At 56.7% G+C, this 23,973-nt stretch carries 22 protein-coding genes; 10 read left to right on the forward strand and 12 right to left on the reverse strand.

Annotation, left to right across the window (positions count from 1 at the left end):
* The first annotated feature begins 18 nt into the window (after positions 1-18).
* The 4 genes from ACOTXL_RS01405 to ACOTXL_RS01420 all read left to right on the forward strand — a co-directional run bounded on the left by ACOTXL_RS01405 (position 19) and on the right by ACOTXL_RS01420 (position 3,522).
* The gene (locus tag ACOTXL_RS01405) at positions 19-546 is read left to right on the forward strand and encodes a GNAT family N-acetyltransferase (protein ID WP_045349971.1); all 528 of its coding nucleotides are present in this window, start codon (positions 19-21) and stop codon (positions 544-546) included.
* A 111-nt stretch (positions 547-657) separates the two neighbouring features.
* Complete coding sequence (locus ACOTXL_RS01410) at positions 658-1,542, forward strand: SDR family oxidoreductase (RefSeq protein ID WP_022651207.1); 885 nt, start codon at positions 658-660, stop codon at positions 1,540-1,542.
* Positions 1,543-1,649: 107 nt separating this feature from the next.
* Positions 1,650-2,627 carry an MBL fold metallo-hydrolase gene (locus tag ACOTXL_RS01415; RefSeq protein ID WP_023324665.1) on the forward strand — a complete coding sequence of 326 codons (978 nt, stop codon included), beginning with the start codon at positions 1,650-1,652 and terminating at the stop codon, positions 2,625-2,627.
* 1 nt (position 2,628) lies between these two features.
* Positions 2,629-3,522, forward strand: coding sequence for a LysR family transcriptional regulator (locus ACOTXL_RS01420; protein WP_045349973.1), 894 nt, complete (start codon positions 2,629-2,631; stop codon positions 3,520-3,522).
* Here ACOTXL_RS01420 and ACOTXL_RS01425 read toward each other — a convergent pair.
* The gene (locus ACOTXL_RS01425; protein WP_003857101.1) at positions 3,513-4,397 is read right to left on the reverse strand and encodes a LysR substrate-binding domain-containing protein; all 885 of its coding nucleotides are present in this window, start codon (positions 4,395-4,397) and stop codon (positions 3,513-3,515) included. The two genes, ACOTXL_RS01420 and ACOTXL_RS01425, sit on opposite strands and share 10 nt — an antisense overlap.
* Before the next feature lie 113 nt (positions 4,398-4,510).
* Between ACOTXL_RS01425 and ACOTXL_RS01430 the strand changes: the two genes are divergently transcribed.
* From ACOTXL_RS01430 to ACOTXL_RS01440, 3 genes are all read left to right on the forward strand, one after another.
* Positions 4,511-5,992, forward strand: a complete 1,482-nt coding sequence (locus ACOTXL_RS01430; protein ID WP_045349975.1) for a UbiD family decarboxylase — start codon at positions 4,511-4,513, stop codon at positions 5,990-5,992.
* Between the two features lie 130 nt (positions 5,993-6,122).
* The gene (locus ACOTXL_RS01435; RefSeq protein WP_003857097.1) at positions 6,123-6,410 is read left to right on the forward strand and encodes a VF530 family DNA-binding protein; all 288 of its coding nucleotides are present in this window, start codon (positions 6,123-6,125) and stop codon (positions 6,408-6,410) included.
* Positions 6,411-6,417: 7 nt separating this feature from the next.
* Positions 6,418-7,707 (forward strand): glycoside hydrolase family 10 protein, encoded by a 1,290-nt coding sequence (locus tag ACOTXL_RS01440; protein ID WP_023314168.1) that lies wholly within the window; start codon positions 6,418-6,420, stop codon positions 7,705-7,707.
* 39 nt (positions 7,708-7,746) lie between these two features.
* On the opposite strand, the gene dsbG is transcribed toward ACOTXL_RS01440, so the two are convergent.
* From dsbG to ACOTXL_RS01495, 11 genes are all read right to left on the reverse strand, one after another.
* On the reverse strand, positions 7,747-8,523 hold the full coding sequence (gene dsbG, locus ACOTXL_RS01445) for a thiol:disulfide interchange protein DsbG (protein ID WP_022651212.1): 777 nt from the start codon (positions 8,521-8,523) through the stop codon (positions 7,747-7,749).
* A gap of 41 nt (positions 8,524-8,564) precedes the next feature.
* Positions 8,565-9,131 (reverse strand): RNA polymerase sigma factor, encoded by a 567-nt coding sequence (locus tag ACOTXL_RS01450; protein WP_045349977.1) that lies wholly within the window; start codon positions 9,129-9,131, stop codon positions 8,565-8,567.
* Positions 9,128-9,541, reverse strand: a complete 414-nt coding sequence (locus ACOTXL_RS01455; protein ID WP_032609233.1) for a hypothetical protein — start codon at positions 9,539-9,541, stop codon at positions 9,128-9,130. The genes ACOTXL_RS01450 and ACOTXL_RS01455 overlap by 4 nt, the downstream gene beginning before the upstream one ends.
* Positions 9,542-9,730: 189 nt before the next feature.
* The gene (locus ACOTXL_RS01460; protein WP_045349980.1) at positions 9,731-11,281 is read right to left on the reverse strand and encodes a methyl-accepting chemotaxis protein; all 1,551 of its coding nucleotides are present in this window, start codon (positions 11,279-11,281) and stop codon (positions 9,731-9,733) included.
* Positions 11,282-11,376: 95 nt separating this feature from the next.
* Entirely contained in the window at positions 11,377-12,393 is a 1,017-nt protein-coding gene (locus tag ACOTXL_RS01465) for a LacI family DNA-binding transcriptional regulator (RefSeq protein WP_045349982.1), read from the reverse strand.
* 28 nt (positions 12,394-12,421) lie between these two features.
* The gene (locus ACOTXL_RS01470; protein WP_045349984.1) at positions 12,422-13,828 is read right to left on the reverse strand and encodes a sucrose-6-phosphate hydrolase; all 1,407 of its coding nucleotides are present in this window, start codon (positions 13,826-13,828) and stop codon (positions 12,422-12,424) included.
* Positions 13,828-15,198, reverse strand: coding sequence for a sucrose-specific PTS transporter subunit IIBC (locus ACOTXL_RS01475; protein ID WP_045349986.1), 1,371 nt, complete (start codon positions 15,196-15,198; stop codon positions 13,828-13,830). The genes ACOTXL_RS01470 and ACOTXL_RS01475 overlap by 1 nt, the downstream gene beginning before the upstream one ends.
* Positions 15,199-15,264: 66 nt before the next feature.
* Entirely contained in the window at positions 15,265-16,782 is a 1,518-nt protein-coding gene (locus ACOTXL_RS01480) for a carbohydrate porin (protein ID WP_045349988.1), read from the reverse strand.
* 171 nt (positions 16,783-16,953) lie between these two features.
* A complete protein-coding gene (locus ACOTXL_RS01485; RefSeq protein ID WP_023314175.1) occupies positions 16,954-17,850 on the reverse strand; it encodes an aminoimidazole riboside kinase in 897 nt (298 codons plus the stop codon).
* Positions 17,851-17,938: 88 nt separating this feature from the next.
* Positions 17,939-19,150: a diguanylate phosphodiesterase gene (locus ACOTXL_RS01490; protein WP_045349990.1), complete on the reverse strand. Its 1,212-nt coding sequence runs from the start codon at positions 19,148-19,150 to the stop codon at positions 17,939-17,941.
* A gap of 87 nt (positions 19,151-19,237) precedes the next feature.
* Positions 19,238-20,713, reverse strand: a complete 1,476-nt coding sequence (locus tag ACOTXL_RS01495; protein ID WP_032658471.1) for an alpha/beta hydrolase — start codon at positions 20,711-20,713, stop codon at positions 19,238-19,240.
* Positions 20,714-20,979: 266 nt separating this feature from the next.
* On the opposite strand from ACOTXL_RS01495, the gene ACOTXL_RS01500 reads away from it, so the two are divergent.
* From ACOTXL_RS01500 to ACOTXL_RS01510, 3 genes are read left to right on the forward strand one after another with little or no spacing between them, the layout of a single operon-like run.
* Positions 20,980-21,834: a MurR/RpiR family transcriptional regulator gene (locus ACOTXL_RS01500; RefSeq protein ID WP_045349993.1), complete on the forward strand. Its 855-nt coding sequence runs from the start codon at positions 20,980-20,982 to the stop codon at positions 21,832-21,834.
* Positions 21,835-21,846: 12 nt separating this feature from the next.
* Positions 21,847-22,419: a D-alanyl-D-alanine dipeptidase gene (gene ddpX / locus ACOTXL_RS01505; protein WP_045349995.1), complete on the forward strand. Its 573-nt coding sequence runs from the start codon at positions 21,847-21,849 to the stop codon at positions 22,417-22,419.
* Between the two features lie 15 nt (positions 22,420-22,434).
* Entirely contained in the window at positions 22,435-23,967 is a 1,533-nt protein-coding gene (locus tag ACOTXL_RS01510) for an ABC transporter substrate-binding protein (protein ID WP_045349997.1), read from the forward strand.
* Positions 23,968-23,973 lie beyond the last annotated feature (6 nt).

Consider the following 23,973-nt stretch of genomic DNA (forward strand, 5'->3'; position numbering starts at 1 on the left):
TCCCACTTAAGGAATACTATGCATATTCGAAAAGGATTAAGCACCGACCTTGCCCGTCTTGAATGCTGTGATTTTTCTTTTACGGTCGATGAGATTGCCAGAGAGCCTTTTCTCAATGATGATTTGCATATCGAGGCGCTGACCGAACCTTATCTTAAAACCTATGAACTGGATCTCCAGACGCTGGAAAATCATTGTGTTAATCCGGATTCAATATTTCTTATCGCCGAAACGGATGACGGTGAAATCGCCGGTTTTATTACCGCGTCCTGCAACTGGAATAAATTTATATCGGTGGATTACATTGCCGTGGAGCGTTCAAAGCGTCGTACGGGCGCGGCGCACAAGCTGATGTCCGCCACCCACGTCTGGGCGCGAAGCCTCAATGCGCCCGGGTTACGGCTGGAGACGCAGAACGTTAATGTTTCTGCCTGTCTTTTTTATCGTCACTATGGGTTTATTCTCGGCGGTTACGATCGCTACCTTTACAACGCCCTGCCGGAAAAAGATGAGGTCGCCCTTTTCTGGTATTACATGCTGGCTTGAGAAAATATTTTATATCCGCTACCGGAAGATAGATTTGTCTGAATTTGTCAATTTTGCCCGCTTACGTTTAATTAACGACTAATCTTGGAATTCACTATTAAGGAGGCCGGTATGTCTACAGGAAATAATCACACGCTGCATTACCCTCGTCCACCGTTTGCTGAACAACCGCAAAGGGCCCCCGGGCTGGCATCGGAAATGAAGCCAATACCGGATCATGGTGAAACAAGTTATATCGGGTCAGGAAAACTGGCAGGAAAAAAAGCGCTGATTACCGGCGGTGATTCCGGAATTGGTCGCGCGGTAGCGATCGCCTATGCCCGTGAAGGCGCAGATGTCGCTATTGGCTATCTGCCGGAAGAGGAGTCCGATGCGGCATCGGTCATTGCGCTGATTCAGGCTGAAGGCCGTAAAGCGGTCGCCATTCCGGGCGACATTCGCGTGGAGTCGTTCTGCGACACGCTGGTGGAAAAAGCCGTTGCCGAACTGGGCGGCCTGGATATTCTGGTGAATAACGCCGGACGCCAGCAGTACTGTGAATCTATCGACGATCTCACCACGGCAGATTTTGACGCGACGTTTAAGACCAACGTCTATGCCCCCTTCTGGATCACCAAAGCTGCGCTGCGCCATTTGCAGGAAGGCGCCGTGATCATTAACACCACTTCCGTTCAGGCGTTTAAACCGAGCGCGATCCTGGTGGACTATGCGCAGACCAAAGCCTGTAACGTAGCCTTTACCAAGTCTCTGGCCCAGCAGCTGGGACCGCGTGGCATTCGGGTGAATGCCGTCGCGCCAGGTCCATACTGGACGCCTCTTCAGTCCAGCGGCGGCCAGCCGCAGTCCAAAGTTCAGAAGTTCGGGGAAGATACGCCCCTGGGCAGACCGGGCCAGCCGGTTGAAATCGCACCGCTGTATGTATTGTTTGCCTCCGATACCTGCTCATACGCCTCCGGGCAAGTGTGGTGCTCTGACGGCGGTACCGGCGTGCTGTAAAGCATCCTCTCAGACCTATCCATTCCATGGATAGGTCACATTCACTTCCCGGCGGTTCTCAAAAATCGCAGTTGAACTATGATGAACTTACTATTGAGGAGCCCATCATGTTTACTGTGAAAAAACTTGCGATATCAACCCTGTTGGCCGGTTCGGTTTTATTCTTTCCCGCTATCCACGCGGTGGCCAGCGTTCCGCAGCATGTGGTGAAACAGCAGGCTGGCGGCTACAGCGTTCAGGTTGGCGATACGATTGTCACCGCCTTTACGGACGGGAGCGTGCCGCAGGATCTGCACGCCTTACTGCGCCGGACGACGGCGGAAAATACCGATGCGTTACTGGCTAAAAACTTCCAGGCCAATCCGGTGGAAGCGTCGATTAACGCGTTCTATATCGCCATCCCCGGCCACAAAATTCTGGTGGATACCGGTTCTGGTCAGCTGTTTGGCCCCGGCAAAGGGGGGCGGCTGATTGAGAGCCTGGCGACCCAGGGCATCAAACCCGAAGATATTACCGATATTCTGATCACCCATGCTCACTCCGATCACGCTGGCGGCCTGGTTAAAGACGGTCAGCGCGTGTTTACCCGCGCGCAGGTGTATGTCGGCAAACCGGATATCGATTTCTTCTTTAACGACGAGAACCAGAAAAAGTCTGGCTATGACCAGAACTACTTCGACGTCGCGCACAAGACCTTAAAGCCCTATCTGGATGCCGGAAAAGTGACGACCTTCTCCGGCACGGAACAGCTTCTGCCGGGCATCAGCGGTACGGTTCACCCGGGTCACACTCCAGGCTCCGCGTTCTACACGCTGGAGAGCAAAGGTGAAAAAATGACTTTTGTCGGCGACATCATTCACGTTGCCGCGGTTCAGTTCCCACAGCCCAACGTGACGATTGCTTACGATGAGGATCAGGACGGCGCCGCCCGGGTGCGCAACGCTGCTTTCGCTGAGTTTGTGAAAAATAAAGCGCTGATTGCGGCGCCACATCTGCCTTTCCCCGGGATCGGCTATGTGACGAAAGGTGAGCGGGACGGCTACGCGTGGGTTCCGGTGACCTATACCAACCGTGACGCAAAATAAGATGTCCCCCTCCGATATGGATATGGACCTGATCCTGACGCTGGATGCGTTACTCAGGGACCAGAATATCACCCATGCCGCCGCGCGGCTGGGCATCAGCCAGCCGGCGATGTCTGGCCGCCTTGCGCGCCTGCGCGTGTTGTTTGGTGAGCCGCTGTTTGTCCCTTCCCCACACGGACGTGGGGTGTTACCGACGCCGCGCGCCGAGGGGTTAAGGCCGCAGGTCGCGACGGTTTTGCAGGGTATATCGGCGATGCTTGAACCCACCACGTTTAACGCGCAGAACAGCAACCGCACCTTTGTGATTGCCCTGCACGAGAACCCGGCGCTGATGCTGGGGGCAGAGTTGCAGAATCAGATTAGCAGTGCGGCGCCAGGTATCCGCCTGCGTTTTGCGCTCCCGGAAACCCAACTGCTGCCAGCGCAGATGGAAAATGGCGATGTGGATATTTATGTCGGCGTTAACGCGGTGGCGCACGATGCATGGGTCAGACGCAAGCTGTTTGACGATGAATATGCCACAGCCCAGCGAAAAGGCCATCCGCGCGGTACGAGTCCGATGGATCTGGATAGCTATTGTAGCCTTTCCCACCTGGTGGTTTCATCCGAGGGCGACCCGTTCGCGGGCTTTGTCGATCAGCACCTGGCGGGGCTTGGCCACCAGCGTAACGTAGTGATGTCGACGCAAAGCTATGCGATGGCGCCTGCGATTGTTGCCGGTGCCGATTTGCTCTGCACCTTACCCAGACGCATGTTGCTACGGTTTACGCAAACGCCGCCGCTGGATCTCCCGCCGATCGTCATCGGTATGTACTGGCACCCGAAAAACAGCCAGGATCCGGCTAACCGCTGGCTGCGAGAACAGCTTCTTCAGGCCGCCGGACGTCAGGTATGATCGAGGATACTCATCAATTTTTTCAGCACCTCAGAGCGAATAATCCGGTGGCAAACCAGCGTCAGCTCGCTCTCCCGGAGTCGGTCAAGAATATCCACAAAGACGACGTTTTGTACGCATATCGCCTTCGCTGAAGCCGGCAGCATGGCGATGCCAAACCCTGCCGAGACGAGACTTATCACCGTGGGGACATCGGTGGCATTTTGCACAACGTCAGGCTGTATGCCCGCGCTGTGGCAGGCATCATAGAAATATTGCTCCAGCCCCATCCCCTCCGGGTCGCGCAGGGCGATCCACTTCTCCTCTTTCACCGACGCAAGCGTCAGCGCGGCGGAGCCCGCCAGGCTGTGTTGACGAGGTAAGGCCAGCACGGCTTTTTCCGTTGTGAAAGGACGGCTTTGCAGATCGTCAGGCAGCAGCGGTAACGGGGCACGAATAATGGCCACATCCAGCTGGTTGCTTTGCACGCCGGTATAAAGGGTTTGCACATTTCCCGTCATCATGGAAAGGCTGATGGCGGGCCATTTCTCATGTAAAAGCCGCAGCGCGGCGGGCAGCTTACTGTCGAATATCGCACTTGAAACACATCCGAGATTCAGCACGCCCTGTTCCCCTCTGGCCGTCTGTCTGGCATCCAGAATCGCCTGATCGGTCATTAAAATCGCGACTCTGGCTTTACTGAGAAACGCCTCACCGGCTGGCGTCAGCGTCAGGCGACGATTCGCCCGGCTAAAGAGCATTACCCCCAGACGATCTTCAAGCGTTTTTATCTGCTGACTCAGCGCGGGCTGCGCCATGTTAAGGCGCTCCGCCGCTCGATGCATGTGAAGCTCTTCCGCCACCACGATAAAATTGCGCATCAGTCGAAACTGCATACCATGCCTTTATTATTGATAATAAAATTCATATTAAAATAGCATAAATGATGCAATTGATAGCCCTCTTCGTCCGGTTAAGAATGGATGCATTCATCCGAGGAGGGAAAAATATGGAAAACCACATCAACGATCTCAGAAGTGCTATCGAACTGCTAAAACGCCATGAAGGTCAATACCTTGAAACCAGCCATCCGGTCGATCCTGACGCGGAGCTGGCGGGTGTGTACCGGCATATTGGTGCTGGCGGCACGGTAAAACGTCCGACGCGCATTGGCCCGGCGATGATGTTTAACGCTATTAAGGGATACCCCGACTCCCGTATTCTGGTCGGAATGCACGCCAGCCGCGAGCGGGCGGCGCTCCTGTTGGGCTGCGATCCCTCTGAACTGGCAAAACATGTCGGCCAGGCCGTGAAAAACCCGATTGCTCCCGTTGTGGTTCCGGCGGCACAGGCGCCGTGTCAGGAACAGGTGTTTTATGCCGACTATCCGGACTTCGATCTGCGTAAATTGCTTCCGGCACCGACCAACACGCCGATAGATGCCGGTCCGTTCTTCTGTCTGGGGCTGGTGCTGGCAAGCGATCCGGAAGATGCCTCACTGACCGATGTCACTATTCACCGTCTCTGCGTGCAGGAGCGCGATGAGCTCTCCATGTTTCTTGCCGCGGGCCGCCATATTGAAGTGTTCCGTAAGAAAGCCGAGGAGGCGGGCAAACCGTTGCCGGTCACGATCAATATGGGTCTCGATCCCGCTATCTATATTGGCGCCTGTTTCGAAGCCCCTACCACGCCCTTCGGCTACAACGAACTGGGTGTCGCCGGTGCGTTACGTCAGACCCCCGTCGAGCTGGTGCAGGGTGTGGCCGTAAATGAAAAAGCGATTGCGCGTGCGGAAATTATCCTCGAAGGCGAACTGCTGCCGGGCGTGCGCGTAGAAGAAGATCAGCATACCCACACCGGGCACGCGATGCCGGAATTTCCCGGCTACTGCGGGGAGGCTAACCCCTCCTTACCGGTAATCAAAGTGAAGGCCGTCACGATGCGTCATCAGGCGATCCTGCAAACCCTGGTAGGACCGGGCGAAGAGCACACCACGCTGGCCGGTTTGCCAACGGAGGCCAGCATCCGTAATGCGGTGGAAGAAGCCATCCCCGGTTTTCTGCAAAACGTCTATGCGCATACCGCTGGCGGCGGCAAGTTCCTTGGCGTATTGCAGGTGAAAAAACGCCAGCCCTCTGACGAAGGGCGTCAGGGTCAGGCGGCTCTCATTGCGTTAGCCACCTATTCCGAGCTTAAAAACATTATTCTCGTCGACGAAGATGTGGATATTTTCGACAGCGACGACATCTTGTGGGCGATGACGACCCGTATGCAGGGCGATGTCAGCATCACCCATCTGCCGGGGATCCGCGGACACCAGCTCGATCCGTCTCAGGCGCCGGACTACAGCCCCTCCATTCGTGGCAACGGGATCACCTGCAAAACGATTTTCGACTGTACGGTGCCCTGGGCGCTGAAGTCCCGCTTTGAGCGTGCGCCCTTTATGGAGGTAGACCCAACGCCGTGGGCACCTGAACTGTTTAAAAAATAGCGTTAACCGGAAAATCTTCTTCACCCTTCACGGGTGAAGAACCTCACGCTGAAATTGCCGCGTCCCCTGCTTTCTTGTAACCTTTGAGCGTTTATCACATCCCCATAAAAAATGAGACTACCGGACGCCTATGACAGCACATGTTTCCAACGATCCTTTGCATGGCGTAACCCTCGAAATGCAGGTTAACGCGCTGGTTGCGCGATATGGCTGGAATGAACTGGGCAACCGAATCAAAATCAACTGTTTTCGCAAGGACCCGAGTGTTAAATCGAGTCTGAAGTTCCTGCGCCGCACCCCATGGGCGCGGGCGGAAGTTGAAGCCCTCTACCTCGACTCCCTTCACGATGACGGTAACGGGGAACAGGACGAACCGGCGTTTAATCCCTGGACGGATAGCCGGACACCCAGGAGCTAACACGCAAATGATGCGACACGTAAAACGGACTGGCGCGCTGCTTGGCTGCGCGCTTTTACTGGTAAGTTGCACTTCCAAACCACCTAAATCACTCGTAACCCCGCTGCCGCAGGCGAAACCTGTACAGCAGACTAAAGAACCCATGCGCGGGATCTGGCTGGCGACCGTCTCCCGTCTCGACTGGCCTCCCGTTTCATCGGTGAATGGCCGTAGCGCGGACCAGCGCATCGCCCAGCAACAGCGGGCGCTGACGGACAAGCTCGATAAGCTGAAAAATCTTGGGATCAACACCGTCTTCTTTCAGGTAAAACCGGACAGTACGGCGCTGTGGGCTTCTAAAATACTGCCCTGGTCAGATACCCTGACGGGGACTATCGGGGAAGATCCCGGTTACGATCCGCTTCAGTTTATGCTGGATGAAGCGCACAAGCGTGGGATGAAGGTTCATGCCTGGTTTAACCCATACCGCGTTTCCACCAACACGAAGCCGTCGACCATCGCCGCGCTTAACCGCACCTCGTCGCTTCATCCTTCGAGCGTGTACGTCCTGCATCCGGAGTGGATCCGCACCTCGGGGGATCGTTTTGTACTCGACCCGGGCATTCCCGAGGTGCGGGACTGGATAACCCAGGTGGTGATGGAAGTGGTAAATCATTACCCTGTCGACGGCGTTCAGTTCGATGACTATTTTTACACCGAGACGCCGGGCTCCCCCCTGAATGATGCCTGGACCTTCAGGCGCTATGGCGAAGGATTTGCGTCAAAAGCGGACTGGCGTCGACACAATACGCAGCAGTTGATTGTGCAGGTCTCCAGGGCGATCAAGCAGGCTAAACCTGAGGTCGAATTTGGCGTCAGCCCGGCGGGGGTCTGGCGCAATCGCTCCTTCGACCCGGCAGGCTCGGACACGCGCGGCGCCGCAGCCTATGATGAATCCTACGCTGACACGCGCAAATGGGTACAGCAGGGATTACTGGATTACATTGCGCCGCAGATCTACTGGCCCTTCGCCCGCGACGCGGCACGTTACGATGTGCTGACAAAATGGTGGGCTGACGTGGTGAAACCAACCCATACCCGTCTGTATATCGGGATCGCGTTCTACAAAGTGGGCGCGCCTTCCAGAAACGAACCGGACTGGACGGTGAACGGCGGCGTACCGGAGCTGAAAAAACAGCTCGACCTCAATGATTCACTGCCAGACGTTAAGGGCACCATCCTGTTCCGTGAAGACTATCTTAACCAGCCGCAGACGCAGGAAGCAGTAAATTACCTCCGGGGACGCTGGGGTAGTTGACTGAAAAAAGGCAGAAACGTCCTGTTTCTGCCTTTCTTTTTACGGCTTCGGTCCGAACATTGCCTCAAGCTGTTTTGCATCTGGCATACCCACGACCTGTTGCAGTTCGTTTTGCTCATTCAGGTAATAAATAGCCGGTGTGGCATTCGCGCCGAGACTGTCCATGAGCGTCTGGTGATTTTGCAGGATCTCAACGGTTTCCCGGGACGCCGCTCCTTCAGGTTTCGGCAGCTTTTTACCGCCGGACAGCTCGTACGCTTTCCAGGCCGACACCGGATCTTTCGCATTCAGGATCGCGGAGGCGTTACGCCCGCTGTTCGGGTTAAGAAACGCAACCAGCAGCGTGTTGAGCTGGACCTTGCCAGCCTTCACCCACGGCTGCGCTTCAGCCCAGAACTGCTTGCAGTACGGGCAGAACGGGTCGGCAAAGACGAAGACTTTGCGCGGGGCACTCTCCGCGCCCTCCTTCAGGGGATGCGCCGCATTGAGCTTTTTCCACATCTCGCGGCCCATCGGGGCGTAGATCTCTTTCTGGAAAAAGGCCTCGCTGAGGTTGGTTCCCTTCTCATCATACAGATAGCCAGACACGACGTGCTTTCCGTCAGGGGTCAGAAAGAGCGTCACGCCCATGTCCTGATATTGCCCCAGCCACGCTGGCGCGCCGCCGGGGGCGTCAATTTTCTTAATGATCTTGATGTCCTGCTGTTCACTGAAGTGCTTCACCACATCCGGAAGCGACTCCTCTGCCCTGACCAGCCCCGAAACCATCAGAGCAGAGAGTAACAGCACCTTTTTCTTTGCTAACCGTTGAAGCATAACGACCCCTCTAAAATATTGTTTTTCAGAGTGGTCGAAGTTTATTGCCCTGTCAACGCTTCATAAATATCCTTGAGGCGACTACGCAAAAATCGCACGGCTTTGTGTTTGCGGGATAATAACGCCTGCACACTGTCGCCTGTTTCCTCTGCCAGCACCTTCATGCTGTAGCCCTCAAATTCCGTTTTTTCAAACACCTCGCGCTGAGGTGGCGGCAGTTCCGACAGGGCTTGCCCCAACTCTTCCCATAGCAGCATGTTGAGATACTCCTCCTCCGGCGTTTGCGGTACGCCGAATAACGTTTCTGCAATCTCCTGCTCCGGAAAGTCCTCGTCATCTGCTGTCAGGTACCCCGGCAGTGAAACCTCGTGCTTTTTTCGCGCCCGGTCGATCATCTCATTTCGTGCGGCGCGAAACAGCCAGGCGGCGACGTTCTCGACCGGTTGTTCCACTTTCATCAACTGCCAGGTCACTTCCTGAAGAATATCATCGACATCATCACGAACCGCAGTCCTTCCGCGAATGAAGGCTTTTAGCCGCGTGCGGCAGGCATTGAGTGCCGAGATCAGTAATGATTGCCCCACCTCACCGGCTTTCATATCGCTCACTCGGCTTCCGGCGCTTTTGCACCGTTATCATCTCGCTTTTCATCCCGGCCATCGTGCCACCGGCAATGACCGTGGCGCCCAAATCCCGCCCGACGCTGCTGAATGAAGGCCTCACGTTGTTCGGGGCTCATATTCATCCATTGTTCGTGCATACGGCGGTGCGCACCGAACATGCCCGGACGGAAACCCAGCCCACCGAAAAGAATGCGGCTCAGCAGCAGGATCCCCAGCGCCTGCCAGAAGCCAATGGCTTTAACCCCCAGGATGGCCGGGAGCAACGCGTTCCACAGGGACATGACCAGCAGGCCAAGCACCACGAACAGGACTGTGCCAATCACGATGCCCTTACCCATACGATGGCGGCCCAAACCACGCCCGTGACCTTTTCCGTGCATATCAAAATTTCTCATGTGTACCTCGTTTATATTGAATGATTATGGTCTCTGATGAGGTAGACGGATGAGGAACAGAAATATTGCCGGGGAAAGATAAAATTTATGTGATAGCGGCTTTGTACGGATAACAGTAATGGCTGAAGGAGATTGTGCAGCGGCTACATGCAGACATTAAAAAGGCTCCCTCAGGAGCCTCTCTGAACATCACGCCGTAGCAGGCAAACTAAAGCTCGAGATACTCTGGGACAGCTGCTGCGCCTGCTCCTCCAGCGAGGCCGCGGCGGCGGCGGATTGCTGCACCAGCGCCGCGTTCTGCTGGGTCACACCGTCCATCTCCGTTACGGCCTGCCCAACCTGACCAATCCCGCGGCTCTGCTCTTCTGAGGCAACCGAAATCTGTTCCATCAGCGTATGCACTTTATTCACAGAGCTGATAATAGAATCAATCACCTCTCCCGAACGATTCACCAGTTGTGCACCGTTTTTCACGCTGGAAACAGACTGGGCGATAAGGCTTTCGATATCTTTCGCCGCCACCGCGCTTTTTTGTGCCAGGGTGCGCACTTCACTTGCTACCACTGCAAATCCTCGCCCCTGCGCGCCAGCACGCGCCGCTTCAACGGCCGCGTTTAGCGCCAGAATATTAGTCTGGAAAGCAATGCTGTTGATGACGCTGGTGATGTCTTCAATACGCTTCGAATTGGACGCGATAGTATTCATCGTTTCGATGACTTCACGGGTTACCGCTTCACCGGTATGGGCATTTTTCACGGCATCCTGCACCAGCTTACCGGCCTGGAAAACGTTGTCGGTGTTATTCGCCACCGTCGCGCTCAGCTCTTCCATGCTGGCGGCCGTCTGGGTCAGGGCCGAAGCCTGTTGCTCTGTACGGGAGGCCAGGTCGATATTGCCGGAGGCAATTTCCTGCGCCGCATGCGTCACGGTGTGGCTTGCGTCGCGCACCTGAGAAATGGTGGAGAGCAGCGCCTGGCGCATCTGCTCCATCGAGGACATCAGGTGATTGATTTCATTCCCGGAATCACGCTTGATCGGTACCGGTACGTCCAGCTTCCCGGCCGCAATCTGGCGACAGTGCTCGCGCGCCAGGTTCACCGGCGCAAAGACCACGCGTTTCATCAGCAGGCTGACGGCGAAGATAACCACCACGAACAGCACCGCAATGCAGGCGATAATAACCAGACCCGACACGAAATTATGACTCGCATCCTCGTTCAGCGTTTTGGCGTACTTCTGGTGAACGGAGAGAACCTGATCGAGCACAATTTCATATTGGCGATCGAGTTGAGACACCACGGGAATAAGAGCGTTGAACCGCGACACATCGTGAGCGGCGGCAGCGGCAATCAGCGGTGCCAGTCCCTGGTTACGGTAGTTTTGCCACGCCTCCTGGTAGGCAGTGACCAGCGGGGCTTCTTCCTGCAAACGCGGCGAGGCCATAAACGCCGAAAATGCACTATCGGCTTTGGTCAGCGCCTCTTTAACCGAGGCCAGTTTCGCAGACGGGTCGGTAGCGTCCCCCGCTTCCACCATTTTCACATACTCCATAACCCTGACGCGCAGGGTTCGGCTGTGGTTAATGGGATCAATAATGGACAGGACAACCTGAATTTCTTTGTTCACATTATCCAGCGAAGTATTACTTTTAATGATGAGCCCAACGCTGGTGATAGTGCTGGCCACAAAGAAGAAAAGCAGGGAAAACAGGATAATCAGGGATGATTTTTTCAACGACATAACACACCTCAGGGATATAATTTCCCTTTGGTTATCGGCTGAATCCAATCTTTAATTAATTAAAGTTATAGATGTACCCCTCATACGTTACCCTGTCACTCCACGGCCTTGTATCGCCGTTGCAGGGTGGCATCCAGCTTACGCTGGATCGGCTCCGGCGTTTCCCCTTCAATCAGTTTGCCAATCAGATCAAAGCAGTGCCAGGCGAGCTGGCGGTTATCCTGACGAACGGTATCGACAGGAATGGTCAGAGAATCATAGAGATAGTGATCGTCAAAGCTGGCCAGACGCATATCGCTTTGCAGCAGATTATGTTGCCCCATATAGCGCAACACCCCTTCCAGCAGACCGCAGGCGGCGGTAAAAAGGGCTTTTGGCGGGCGGCCCAGGCGTGCGCAAAGCTCGGCAAACATTTCGTAGCCGGAGCTCGGATGGTAATTACCATGAATGATCCACTCCGGACGTAACTCGACGCCAGCGTCACGCAGCCCCTGCTTAAACCCTTCCAGACGGTCACGCGTCGGGGAAAGCCGCGGCTGGCCGCCGAGGAAGTAGAACTCATCCGGATGCTTGCGCGCGATGTCGGCCACCAGTGTGGCGGTTGGGGTAATTGAATCGGTGAGGACCAGCGGCAGAGTACTGTCGTTCATATGACGGTCAAAAAGCACAACGGGCAACTGTTCGCTCAGCTTTTGATAGTCCGCGTCGTTGAGCATGCTGGAGGCGACAATCAGCCCGTCCACCTGGCGGGCCACCATGTTATTGACCACCACCGTCTCCTGGCCCGGATTTTCATCGCTACAGGAGATCAGCAGCTGAACACCCGCCTCGCGGCAGAGGGTCTCCAGCTCATGAGAAAAAACGGCAAACCCGTAGTTGGTGATTTCTGGCACCACCAGACCAATGGTGTGGCTGCGGTTGTCCCGCAGCGAACGGGCGTGAATACTGGGCTGATAATGATGTTCTTTGGCAATCGCCAGCACGCGCTCGCGTGTCTCCTCCGCCACCCGAAGCTCTTTGCTGCGGCCGTTCAGCACCAGGCTGGCGGTGGCTTTTGATACCCCCGCGAGCTCCGCGATATCTTTAATGGTGACGCGTTTTGTTTTTCTCACAACGACTTAGATCCGGCTGCCAAAACCTCTATTCTATCATGCAGCTGCGCAGCGACCAGTAGCGTAATGTGATGTCGGACGCACCTTCGAAGCGTACCTGGGCCGGATGGTCAGGAAAATAGCGGCTGCTCATGACGCCTTCACCGTGATTGATGAAAATTTCGACGCTGGAACGGTCACACAGCACGCGTAAATGATGAACAGTGCCCTGCCAGTAGCGGGTCAGCGTGTCTGCGGTTTTCAGACTGGCGCGTTCCAGACGGATCCCCGCATCATCCACAATCAGTCGCAACGCGCCGGCAAAATCCACGTTCACGCACGAGGCGCTCAGTTCGAACTCAAGACGCGCTCCCGCCAGCACCGGGGCATCGCTGGCGCGTCCCTGCCAGTGGTGTTCATCCTCGCGCAGCGTTTCCAGCTCACGGACCGGGGTCTGCCAGAGCTTACCGTCGCGGTAGCGCAGCTCGCGAGGACAGGTCATCTGGTGGATCCAGCCGTGCGCCCGCGTAGGCTGGAGCATCTCTTCGCCGTCCGGCACGCCCATCCAGCCGATGAGGATGCGGCGGCCATCTTCTGCCACCGTGGTTTGCGGCGCGTAAAATTCGAATCCGGCGTCAAGCTCATGCAGCTCGCCGTGCGTAAATGCAGGGGTTTGATAATCAAATGCCCCGCTCATCCAGACGGCCGGATAGGTGTTGAGATAGCGATGCGGTTCGCGCGCCAGCCCCTGCGGGCAGCAGATCAAGACGTGTGTGCCATCAAGCTCAAACAGATCCGGGCACTCCCACATATAGCCCGCGTCCGTGAGTCCGTTGACGCCGTGACCGGCGATTTCGCCGCAGGACGCCCAGGTGTGTAAATCGGCTGACGTAAACAGCAGCACCTTGCCGCGCTTAAGCCGATCCTGCGCCCCGAGCACCATGTACCACAGCCCGTCATGGCGCCACACTTTCGGATCGCGGACGTGCCCGGTATACCCGTCCGGCAGAGGCAACACCGGTCCCAGTTTGGCAAACGTGCCGTCGTCATTTTGCACCGCCAGACACTGCCAGGCGGTGCGGCCGCCATCGTCAAACTTAACGTTGCCGGTATAGCACAGGGTCAGCACACCGTTGTTATCCACGGCGCTGCCGGAGTAACAGCCGTTGCGGTCATACTCTTCGTCAGGCATCAGCGCCATTGGCTCGTGCTGCCAGTGCACCAGATCTGCTGAGCTCCAGTGTCCCCAGCACTTGTAGCGATGATTGCAGCCCAGCGGGTTCCACTGATAAAACAGATGATAGCGTCCGGCAAACCAGATAAAGCCGTTCGGATCGTTCATCAGCCCCGTCACCGGCGCGGGATGCCACTGCGGATAGTGGCTGTCCGCCAGCGCACGCGGTTGGCCTTGCATCACGGCCTGCAATACGGCAGGCCAGCGGGAAGTTAAAGTCATTATTCAGAGTCCGTCTTATATTTCAGCAGCAGAGAGACGGTGAACGCCACGCCAAATGCAATCACCATGCCGATAATATAGTTGAGCAGCGAGCTGGCCTGAACGATAGCCATACCGGGAATCGCGGTCAGGCCAACGGCGGTCATGTAGACATGCACCGACACCACCCAGGCACCGCCCGCCGCACCACCGATCAGCGCCGCGATAAACGGCTTCACAAAACGCAGGTTGATGCCAAAAATTGCCGCTTCGGTGATGCCCAGCATCGCGGAAAACGCCGACGGTAAGGTAATGGCTTTGATTTTAGCATCGCGGGTTTTGAACCACACCGCCAGACACGCCCCGCCCTGCGCCACGTTCGCCATCGCCCAGATCGGCAGCAGGAAGTTAACGCCAATCGACGGATTACCCAGCAGTCCGGCCTCAATAGCGTGGAAGCTGTGGTGAATGCCGGTAATGACAATCATCGAATAGAGCCCACCAAACAACAGCCCGGCCAGCCAGCCCGCGTGGGCAATCAGGGTGCTAAGAATGAAGGAGATCCCGTCGCCCAACGCGCGTCCCGCCGGGCCAATAATCAACAGCGCGATAAAGCCGGAGATAATGACGGTCAGGAACGGCGTCAGGATCAGATCTAACGCATCCGGTATTGCCCGGCGCAGCTGTTTTTCCACAATGCTCATAAACCACACCGCCAGCAGCACCGGGAAGACGGTTCCCTGATAGCCAATCATGGCGATTTCAAGACCGAAGAAGTTCATGGTGTGGAAGCCGGACGCTACGCCCCAGGCGTTGGTCAGCGCCGGATGAGTCAGGATGCCGCCGAGCGTTGCCCCCAGATACGGGTTGCCGCCAAACTCCCGCGCGGCGGTGAAGCCAATCAGGATCGGCAGAATAATAAACGCCGCCGAGCTGCACATATCCAGCATGATATAGAGCGCGTTATCCGGATTAACCCAGCCGTAGGTTTTAACCATCCCCAGCAGGCCCATCAGCAGACCCGAGGCCACGATCGCCGGGATAATCGGCACGAAGATGTTGGAGAGCAGACGCGCGATACGCTGGAACGGGTTCAGCTTGCGGGCCGCAATATCGGCCGCTTCCGATTTACTGGACTCGCTAATTCCTGCCGCCTGAATAAACGCGGCGTAAACCTTATTCACCACCCCGGTGCCGAAGATCACCTGCATCTGCCCGGCGTTGCGAAAACAGCCTTTCACGCCTTCAACCTTGCCGATAGCCTGCTGGTCGGCAAGCGCATCGTCGACCAGCACCAGACGAAGGCGCGTGGCGCAGTGTGCCGCGCTGGCAATGTTCTCTTTGCCACCGAGCAGCGGAATAAGCTCGCGCGCAATATGATTAAAATCCATAGATACCTCTTCCTGACCTCTTTTTATGGTGTTCGAAACGCCCCCGCGATGCGGGAGCGTGAAGGGTTAAAACCAGGTTTCCATCTGCACCCCAAAGTTCCATTCCCCGCCCGCGTTAAAGCCGCTGCTGCCAAAGGCGTCATCGCTGGCGTAGTTATCCAGCTTGCTGCTCCAGTCCATCCAGGTGGCGAACAGGCGCAGCTCCGGACGGCTGAAGAAATCGCCAATCTTGCCCGCCTTTAACGTCGGGGCGAAGGTCAGCTTGTAGAAGCTACCGTTAACCGCATTGCGATCCTTGTAGCCTTCCGGGCTTAAATCCATGTACTGATAGCTGCCCTCGAACGCGAGGGCGAAATTCTGGGTCACCTCTTTGATCAGACGCGTGTTGAACGTGATCCACTCATAGCTGTCGCCCTTCACGTAGCGGTCCTTACTGCTTTGCGCCAGCACGGCGGGCGCAATGTGCCAGCCACCGCCCAGAGGCGTGACACCGTAACTAGCAAAACGCCAGGTATCGGCTTCTGACAGCAGCGCGCCGTCTGAACCAATGCTTTTCACCTCGGCGCCCAGACCGTGGCCGTAAAGGAGCGCCGTTTTGGCGGAACCTTCCCGCAGGCCGTAGAAGCTCTCGTTATGCAGACCAACCAGCGCATGTACTCCGTTATTGGCCGCGTCGGTTTTAATCGGATCGCCGTTGCTGTCCTTACGGTCGTCGTTATCTTTTGCTCGTAAGCCGCTGACCATCATCTGCACCGGCCCGGCGAAGTGATTCATGCTGAGGATGTAGTTCTGAACGTTGTTGTCGATCTCCTCTTCGCTGCCGAAGTTACGGCCATAAAGGGAGAAGTTACTGCGCAGCGTATCGTTCCACTTCACGTCGTAGACGCCGCCACCGGTCCCGGCGAGAAATACCACGTCGGAATCCAGCCAGTGAATGTCGAAGTTGTCGCGGTCAAAACGCTTACCCGCCCAGAAGGTGCTGCCCTTCAGCGCGCCGGTAAAGTCCGGCAAATTGCCCAGCTCGGCAAAGGCCTGACGAATGTTCAGGTCGCTGCTGTCTGCCGACCAGTCGTTATAGGTTTTCTGACCGTCGGCCAGCATCGCCTTAAAGCGCGTCGTCGCGCCATTCTCCAGCGTCTGTTTGTGCTCAACATTCAGCTCAACGTAGGTATCCGCTTCGTTCCCCAGACGCCCGATGGCCCCGCCCGTTTCCCCGGCGGGCGTCAGATAAGGGCCGCTTTTGCTGCTGGAGGCCGCGTCGTTCATCAGCAGGCCGGAACGGGCGTAACCGTGAAATTCAAAACCGCCTGTCCGGTCGGCTTTTTCTTCCAGCACCGTGGTGCGTTGCGCCACCGCCTGTGTGGAGGTTTGCGCTTCCTGCTGCGCAGCCACCAGCTGCTGCGTTTTCTGTTCCGCTGCCGTGGCGCGCTTTTCAGCAACCTGCGCGCGAGTTTCCGCCTCCTGCAAACGCTGCTCCAGCGCCGCCAGGCGCGCTTCGATACGGGTCATATCCGTCTGGGCAAAAACAGAGGTACTGCCGGCCAGCATGCCTATCATCACGGCAAGTCTGCGTTTTTTATACATTTTGTCGCATCCCTAATAACTATCGGTGAAAGTGCTAAATTGCTAAACCGGTTTAGGCTGGTGATACTAAACCGTTGAATTTTAGATCGGCAATGTTTTTTGCTAAACCGTTTTAGTAAGTGTGATCGAGGCGACAATTCAGGCCGCCGAATGGTGGCCTGGAGAGGTGAATTACAGTTCGTGATGATAAGGCAGCGCGGTCATTGCCCCTTTTGCGGTTGTCGCCAGCGCCCCACAGCGCTGCGCTAACGTGATGACCTCTGAGAGACGGGCCTGGCCATAACGTGCCAGACCGAACAGTAGCCCTGCGACGAAAGCATCCCCCGCGCCAGTGGTATCAATGCATTCCACGGGTGATGCAGCATAGTGTGTCAACGCGCCTTCCTGCCAGGCGGTGACGCCCTCTTTTCCCTGCGTTACCAGCACCAGCCTGGCCGGACAGGTGCGCATCAGCGCCGCCAGCCCCTCATGGACCTGCGCATTTCCGGTTAAGAACGCCAGCTCTTCCACCGAGATTTTCACCACATCTGCACAGGCTAATGCCCGCTCAAGACACTGACGCAGCTCGACTTCATCGTGCCAGAGATCGGCGCGAATATTGGGATCAAAGCTGACGAATCCCCCCGCCTGTCTGATCGCGGCCATCGCCAGAAACGTCGCGGAACGGCTGGGTTCGGCGCTGAGCGCGATAGAGCAGACGTGCAGCCACTCCCCGGCGCGGAATGGCGGGAGATCGGCAGAGTCGAGGAATAAATCAGCGCTCGGGCGAACCATAAAGGTAAAGGAACGTTCACCGTCGTTATCGAGATCCACCACCACCGTGGAGGTGCGATGCTGCGGATCCAGCCGCAGCCATTCTGTATTAACCTGCTCATCCGCAAGCGTTTTTTGCATAAAATGCCCGAAGGGGTCGTCGCCCACCCGGCCTATAAAGGCGCTTCTGCCGCCCAGACGCGCTACCCCTACCGCGACGTTGGCCGGTGCGCCGCCAGGACATTGCAGCAGTTTGCCCTCTCCGTCGGGCAACAGATCCACCACTGCATCGCCAAGTACCCAGATCGTCTCCATATCACCTTCTTAGCTAAATCATGTTAAACCGGTTTAGCTATTTAAGCACAGGCAGGGTGTCGGGGAAATATGGCGAGGGAAAATTTGCTTAACCCACCCGATGGGGCCAGTGGATATCACCCACGCCATTGAGCTGCGGGCGGGCGAACAAAAAGCCCTGGAAGCGCCGAATACCAGCGTATTCAAGCCAGCACCACTCTTCTATCTTCTCAATGCCTTCTGCGACCAGCGTAATCTCCAGATCGGTGCAGCAGCTGATTATCGACTTCACAATCGCCTGCTTGGGCCCGCTCAGGTGGATATCGCTGACGATCTCTCTGTCGATTTTGAGTTTATCCGGCTGGAACCGCGTGAGCAGCGAAAGACCAGCATAGCCGGAACCAAAATCATCTATCGCCAGCCCAACCCCTTCCGCCCGCAGCTGTTTAATCGCGCTGTTAAACTGGTTGAAGCCTGAAATCATCTCGTTCTCAGTGACTTCAATGATCACCTGCTCCGGCTGTAGATTGTGCTTTTTGATCTGCGTTACCAGGAACTCTACCGCGCCCGGCACGTTAACCAGCGACATTGGCAGCAGGTTCACCGCCAGTTTGTGGCTGCCGATGCCGAGCTTTTGCGCCAGCGCAAAGGTCCAGGCTTTGGTTTGCAGGTCGACTTCGTAAATCAGTTCACGATCGAGACTACGGAAGAAAAGCTCCGGGCTGCCGCCGTCGTTTCCGCGTATAAGCGCTTCGAGAGAACTGATCTTGCCTTCGGACGGCTCGACAATGGGTTGCAGCGCAAACTGGCAGGGCTGTCCCGCCAGCAGACCTAACCCTTTACCAAACGGCGCGCGCTCTCGCGAAAGCGTCCATTTATCGGGCTCATAGTCCGAAGCGGGTGGGATAGCGGTTTTACCGGTGATAAAGGTCTGAATGAATTTGAAGACCCGCTCCTCAGAAGTCAGATAACTTTCCAGCTTGCTGTAATGCAGAACCGACGCCAGAACCGCTTTCGGGGTCTGAACGTCCAGGTCAAACAGCAGCATTCCCACGTCTTCGAAACGTCTGCGCGGGCCGTAATCGCGCATCAGCTCCACTACGCCGGTATGCCGGTCATCCGCACGGATGGAGTTAAAAAGCGCGACGACGCGCTGTTCCGTGCCTTCGAGAATTTGCAGAACGTCACGTCCACGGGAGAGAAGAATGCCTGAGATGCCCTGCTCCGTGTTACGGATCCTGGCCTGTTCAACCAGCGCGCTTAACGCTGCGGAGGTGCAGGTTAAGCTCAGCTGGCTTCGATAAATGAGAGTTGTCAGCACAGAAACGGGGTCCGGTATGGGGTATACGCCTGAACGGTACTGTTTAACACAGTTCCCCGGTGTGACCTAATCTATTCCACGTTGGGCTTAATTATCACCGATACGGCTGTCGATCCGCGTCTGCATATAGTCGTAGAACGGATTCGACGTCACGCGCATCAGCGCATCTTTGCCGACGCTCAGAACCGATGTTTCTCCCCACAGGGCTATCGTCCCGAGGCTGATACCGTAGCGGTTTTTCACCGCAGGATGGCGGCCATACAGATCGTCATCAGGCGGGAACGGAATAGCAACATGTGACAGGGAATAAACCTCCTGCGGATACGCGACCGACAGCGGCATCACCGTTTCCCGGGTGCTGCCCGCTGGCGTTGTCTTTGCCACCATATCAAACCTGTCGGGGCTGGCATTGGTCACAATTGTGACACTGTAACGTCTTTTTGCCTCCGGCAGCAGGTCAGCCACCGCCGTCCAGGATGATGGCCTGAACAGTGGACGGAAACTCCCGGCCTGGTTGATATCAAAAACCACCAGTTCGCTGCCGTTTGCCGGAAGCTGGTCAAACAGCCCGCTGACCACGGCGCGGGTACTGACCGTTGAATCCATGACCGACTGGAAAGCAAGTATCGGCGGAAGCTGCGCCAGTTTGTGATCATGAACACCGCGATTTATCTGCTCATGCAGCGCCTGGGTAAGCAGCCAGGACTGACGTGCCGCATTCACCGGGAACGAATTGTATTTATAAGGATTATATTCTGGCGAAATGTTGAGCCACGCGGCTTTGGCAAACGCCGGTAACATAGCCGGTAGCCCGGCGAATCCGGCAAAGCGCGCAAACGCCGTGACGCCAATCATCGGTGAGAGCAAAACGATCTGCTCAGGTTGACGCAGTGCAGGCGCATCAAGGGCGTCGAGGGCATATTTCATCGCCAGCGCCCCGCCGTTGGAGTAGCCCACCAGATGCAGGGGGAGATCGTTCCCCGTCAGGCGTGTCGCTTCACGAACCGCGAGGCGCGTTGCCGCCAGCCACGCCTCCCAGTCAACGTCTGTCAGCGCGCCCGGTGCCGTGCCGTGTCCGGGCAAACGAGGCACTACGGCCACAAAGCCGTGCTTTTGATAATTCTCTGCCAGATGCCTGACGCTGTAGGGCGAATCCGTCAGACCGTGCAGCAATACCACCCCCCCGCGCGGCTTTCCGGCAGGCATCAGCACGAACGACCGGTTTGCATCCGGGGAAAAGTGTCCTGGCCACACCAGGCTCTGGCGGTAATAACGGTTCAGCGGCGTGCGCTCTGCGGGGGTGACTTTCGCCGTCACCTCAGCGTCGAGAGCGGTGAAGATGGCGTTTTCCCGCGCGACATACGCTACGAAGGTCGCGTTATCCATCTCCTGCACGGACATTTCATCAGCCCGCCAGGTGTGCCAGTGATGCAGGGCTGGCCCCTGCTGCGAAAGATAAACCCGCACCGAAAGCAGAACGAGCACAATGATCCCGATGACCATCGCTATTTTTTTTGCGAGAGCCATCAGGCGCACGCTGACCCGCCAGGGCAAATTCGCCATGTAAGGCTCCCTCTTTTTTCCCAGAGCTTTCATCTTACCAAAAAATGTGAAGAGGCTGACGTATTCACCAAATAGATACCCTTCAGCCTGCACACTGCACCAAAAGTGAACTACGCTGCACAAATGTTGATCACCTGTTAAACAAATATTGCATTAACTTTGCTGCACAGCGCGTTTTCGCCGCAATGTGAACATGGCACGCGTCCTGCATTGTTAATCCGGTAACAGAAACCCGGCCTTTGACAGCCAGTTAACAGCGAGGCGGTATGACGACCAAACCTGAGGTGTTGAGCCGTATCGAAGCGACCTTTAGCCAGCTCACCCCAAGCGAAAAGCGGGTGGCAAGCTGGATGCTGGCGCACGTCGGGCAGATCCCCTTTGAAACGGCAGAGAGCGTGGCGCTGGCCACGGCCACCAGCGGGATCACCGTCGGACGCTTTCTGCGCAAGCTGGGCTACCGCAACCTGGACGACGCCAAAAAAAGCCTGCGCGATCCCCACCAGCCCTGGGGCATTAACGAGCGTCTCGACTCCTGGAAGCAGCAACAGCCGCTGTCGGATCGCCTTCAGCACTCCCTGTCGCTGGAGGTGGACGCCATTGCCCATGTCTACCAGCTGGCGCAAAGCGAAACGTTCAGGCAGGTGGTCCAGCAACTTACCCATGCCGACGCCGTTTTCGTGCTGGGGATCCAGTCCACGCGCGGGATCGCCAATGCGTTCTTCAGCCATCTGGAGTATCTGCGCCCGCGGGTGAGCTATTCAGAAGGGCTCTCCGGTAGCTGGGTGGAGTCGCTTAACTCCGGCTTTGCGAACCCGTATATCGTGCTGACGGATACCCGCGCCTACTCCGCCATTGCCCGCCAGTACTGCCGCGTGGCGAGCGAAAAAGACCTGGCGATGGCGCTGATCACCGATATCTGGTGCCCGTGGGCGCGGGATTACCCGATTGATTTACTCCAAGTGAAGACCGATACCGGCCATTTCTGGGATTCGCTGGCGCCGGTGAGCTGTCTGTTCAACCTGCTGCTGTCGGGCGTTGTGGAGGCGCTGGGGGATGCGCTGCCGGAACGTCTGGCAATCAACCGACAACTACAACAAGAGTTTGGTCAATTTGAACGCTAAAGGAGCGGAGCTATGCCTGAAGAGAGTCAACTGATTGATGTGGCGAAAACCTTTCCCACGCTGCATATCGATCTGAAATACGCGACCGCCGATAACATCACTGGCCGCCCGATCTACCAGCACGCCGCGTGCCTGTTGCATACGGATGCCGCCACCGCGCTGGCGAAAGCGATCGGCATCGCCGCGCTGGCCGGTCTGAAGCTGGTGGTTTACGACGCCTACCGCCCCCAGCAGGCGCAGTCGCAACTCTGGGATGCCTGCCCCAATCCGGAATACGTGGTGGATGTCGCAATTGGCTCTAACCACAGCCGGGGCACCGCCATTGACGTCACGCTGATGGATGAACACGACAACGTGCTGGATATGGGCGCCGGGTTTGACGAAATGCACGACCGTTCTCATTCCTGGCACCCTTCCGTTCCGCCTGAGGCGCAGCGAAATCGTCTGCTCCTGAACGCCGTTATGTACGGCGGCGGTTTTGTAGGCATCAGCAGCGAATGGTGGCATTTCGAACTGCCGAATGCCGCCAGCTACCCGCTGTTAGATGACCAGTTCGCCTGTTATCCGACCACACACTCACTGTAATTCTGGAGCCCCGCCATGAAAACAACGCTGCTTACAACCCTGATTGCCGCTACGCTCACCCTGAGCGCCCCTCTCGCGCTGGCGGCGGTGCCAAAAGATATGCTGGTGATTGGGAAAGCTGCCGATCCGCAAACGCTGGATCCGGCGGTCACTATCGATAACAACGACTGGACGGTGACCTACCCCTCGTACCAGCGTCTGGTGAAATACAAGCCTGGCACCACGGAGGTGGAAGGCGATCTGTCGACGGGCTGGAAGGCGTCTGACGACCAGAAAGAGTGGACGTTCACCCTGGCAGATAATGCAAAATTCTCCGACGGCACGCCGGTGACCGCCGAAGCGGTAAAGCTGTCGTTTGAACGTCTGCTGAAAATTAACCAGGGACCTTCCGAAGCGTTCCCGAAAGATTTGAAAGTGGACGCGGTGGATGAGCATACGGTGAAATTCACCCTCAGCCAGCCGTTCGCCCCGTTCCTCTACACGCTGGCCAATGACGGCGCGTCGATCGTCAACCCGGCGGTGCTGAAAGCCAATGCCGCCGACGACGCACGCGGTTTCCTGGCGCAAAACACCGCGGGTTCCGGACCGTTTATGCTGAAAAGCTGGCGGAAAGGTCAGCAGCTGGTGATGGTGCCCAACCCACACTGGTCGGGTGAAAAGCCGCACTTCAAGCGCGTCTCGGTAAAGATTATCGGTGAAAGCGCCTCGCGTCGCCTGCAACTTTCCCGTGGCGATCTGGATATCGCCGACGCCCTGCCGGTGGATCAGCTTGCCGCTCTGAAGCAGGAAGGCAAAGTGGCCGTGGCGGAATACCCGTCCCTGCGGGTGACCTACCTCTATCTGAACAACAGTAAGCCTCCGATGAATCAGGTGGATTTGCGCCGCGCGGTCTCCTGGGCGACCGATTATCAGGGGATGGTGAAAGGCATTCTCAGCGGGAACGGCAAGCAGATGCGCGGCCCGATCCCGGAGGGCATGTGGGGCTTTGATGCGAACGCCATGCAGTACAGCTTTGACGAGGCCAAAGCCAAAGCGGCGCTGGAAAAAGTCAACGATAAACCCGCCAGCCTGACGTTCCTCTACTCCGATAACGACCCGAACTGGGAGCCTATCGCCCTCTCCACGCAGGCGAGCCTGGGCAAGCTGGGGATTAACGTCAAGCTCGAGAAACTGGCGAACGCCACCATGCGCGACCGCGTCGGCAAAGGTGATTATGACATTGCGATTGGTAACTGGAGCCCGGACTTCGCTGACCCGTACATGTTCATGAACTACTGGTTCGAATCGGACAAAAAAGGGCTGCCGGGTAACCGCTCATTCTATGAGAACAAAGAGGTCGATGCGCTGTTGCAGGCGGCACTGAAAACCACCGATCAGGCGGAGCGCACCAAAGATTACCAGCAGGCGCAGAAAGTGGTGATTGACGAGGCGGCTTACGTTTATCTGTTCCAGAAGAACTATCAGCTGGCGATGAACAAAGAGGTCAAAGGCTTCACCTTTAATCCGATGCTTGAGCAGGTCTTTAACATCGCCACCATGAGTAAGTAACGGCCC

The organism is Enterobacter cloacae complex sp. IR5402 (genome assembly GCF_049238125.1).
GTDB classification, from domain to species: Bacteria; Pseudomonadota; Gammaproteobacteria; order Enterobacterales; family Enterobacteriaceae; genus Enterobacter; species Enterobacter hormaechei_C.

Bases quoted from the DNA above. Each gene is read 5' to 3' on its own strand.
- ACOTXL_RS01495 (WP_032658471.1), bottom strand. From the start codon at position 20,713: ATGGCGAATTTGCCCTGGCGGGTCAGCGTGCGCCTGATGGCTCTCGCA.
- ACOTXL_RS01480 (WP_045349988.1), bottom strand. From the start codon at position 16,782: ATGTATAAAAAACGCAGACTTGCCGTGATGATAGGCATGCTGGCCGGC.
- ACOTXL_RS01435 (WP_003857097.1), top strand. From the start codon at position 6,123: ATGACAGCACATGTTTCCAACGATCCTTTGCATGGCGTAACCCTCGAA.
- ACOTXL_RS01460 (WP_045349980.1), bottom strand. From the start codon at position 11,281: ATGTCGTTGAAAAAATCATCCCTGATTATCCTGTTTTCCCTGCTTTTC.
- ACOTXL_RS01510 (WP_045349997.1), top strand. From the start codon at position 22,435: ATGAAAACAACGCTGCTTACAACCCTGATTGCCGCTACGCTCACCCTG.
- dsbG (WP_022651212.1), bottom strand. From the start codon at position 8,523: ATGCTTCAACGGTTAGCAAAGAAAAAGGTGCTGTTACTCTCTGCTCTG.
- ACOTXL_RS01425 (WP_003857101.1), bottom strand. From the start codon at position 4,397: ATGCAGTTTCGACTGATGCGCAATTTTATCGTGGTGGCGGAAGAGCTT.
- ACOTXL_RS01470 (WP_045349984.1), bottom strand. From the start codon at position 13,828: ATGACTTTAACTTCCCGCTGGCCTGCCGTATTGCAGGCCGTGATGCAA.
- ACOTXL_RS01415 (WP_023324665.1), top strand. From the start codon at position 1,650: ATGTTTACTGTGAAAAAACTTGCGATATCAACCCTGTTGGCCGGTTCG.
- ACOTXL_RS01430 (WP_045349975.1), top strand. From the start codon at position 4,511: ATGGAAAACCACATCAACGATCTCAGAAGTGCTATCGAACTGCTAAAA.
- ACOTXL_RS01500 (WP_045349993.1), top strand. From the start codon at position 20,980: ATGACGACCAAACCTGAGGTGTTGAGCCGTATCGAAGCGACCTTTAGC.
- ACOTXL_RS01485 (WP_023314175.1), bottom strand. From the start codon at position 17,850: ATGGAGACGATCTGGGTACTTGGCGATGCAGTGGTGGATCTGTTGCCC.
- ACOTXL_RS01410 (WP_022651207.1), top strand. From the start codon at position 658: ATGTCTACAGGAAATAATCACACGCTGCATTACCCTCGTCCACCGTTT.
- ACOTXL_RS01475 (WP_045349986.1), bottom strand. From the start codon at position 15,198: ATGGATTTTAATCATATTGCGCGCGAGCTTATTCCGCTGCTCGGTGGC.
- ddpX (WP_045349995.1), top strand. From the start codon at position 21,847: ATGCCTGAAGAGAGTCAACTGATTGATGTGGCGAAAACCTTTCCCACG.
- ACOTXL_RS01455 (WP_032609233.1), bottom strand. From the start codon at position 9,541: ATGAGAAATTTTGATATGCACGGAAAAGGTCACGGGCGTGGTTTGGGC.
- ACOTXL_RS01405 (WP_045349971.1), top strand. From the start codon at position 19: ATGCATATTCGAAAAGGATTAAGCACCGACCTTGCCCGTCTTGAATGC.
- ACOTXL_RS01440 (WP_023314168.1), top strand. From the start codon at position 6,418: ATGATGCGACACGTAAAACGGACTGGCGCGCTGCTTGGCTGCGCGCTT.
- ACOTXL_RS01420 (WP_045349973.1), top strand. From the start codon at position 2,629: ATGTCCCCCTCCGATATGGATATGGACCTGATCCTGACGCTGGATGCG.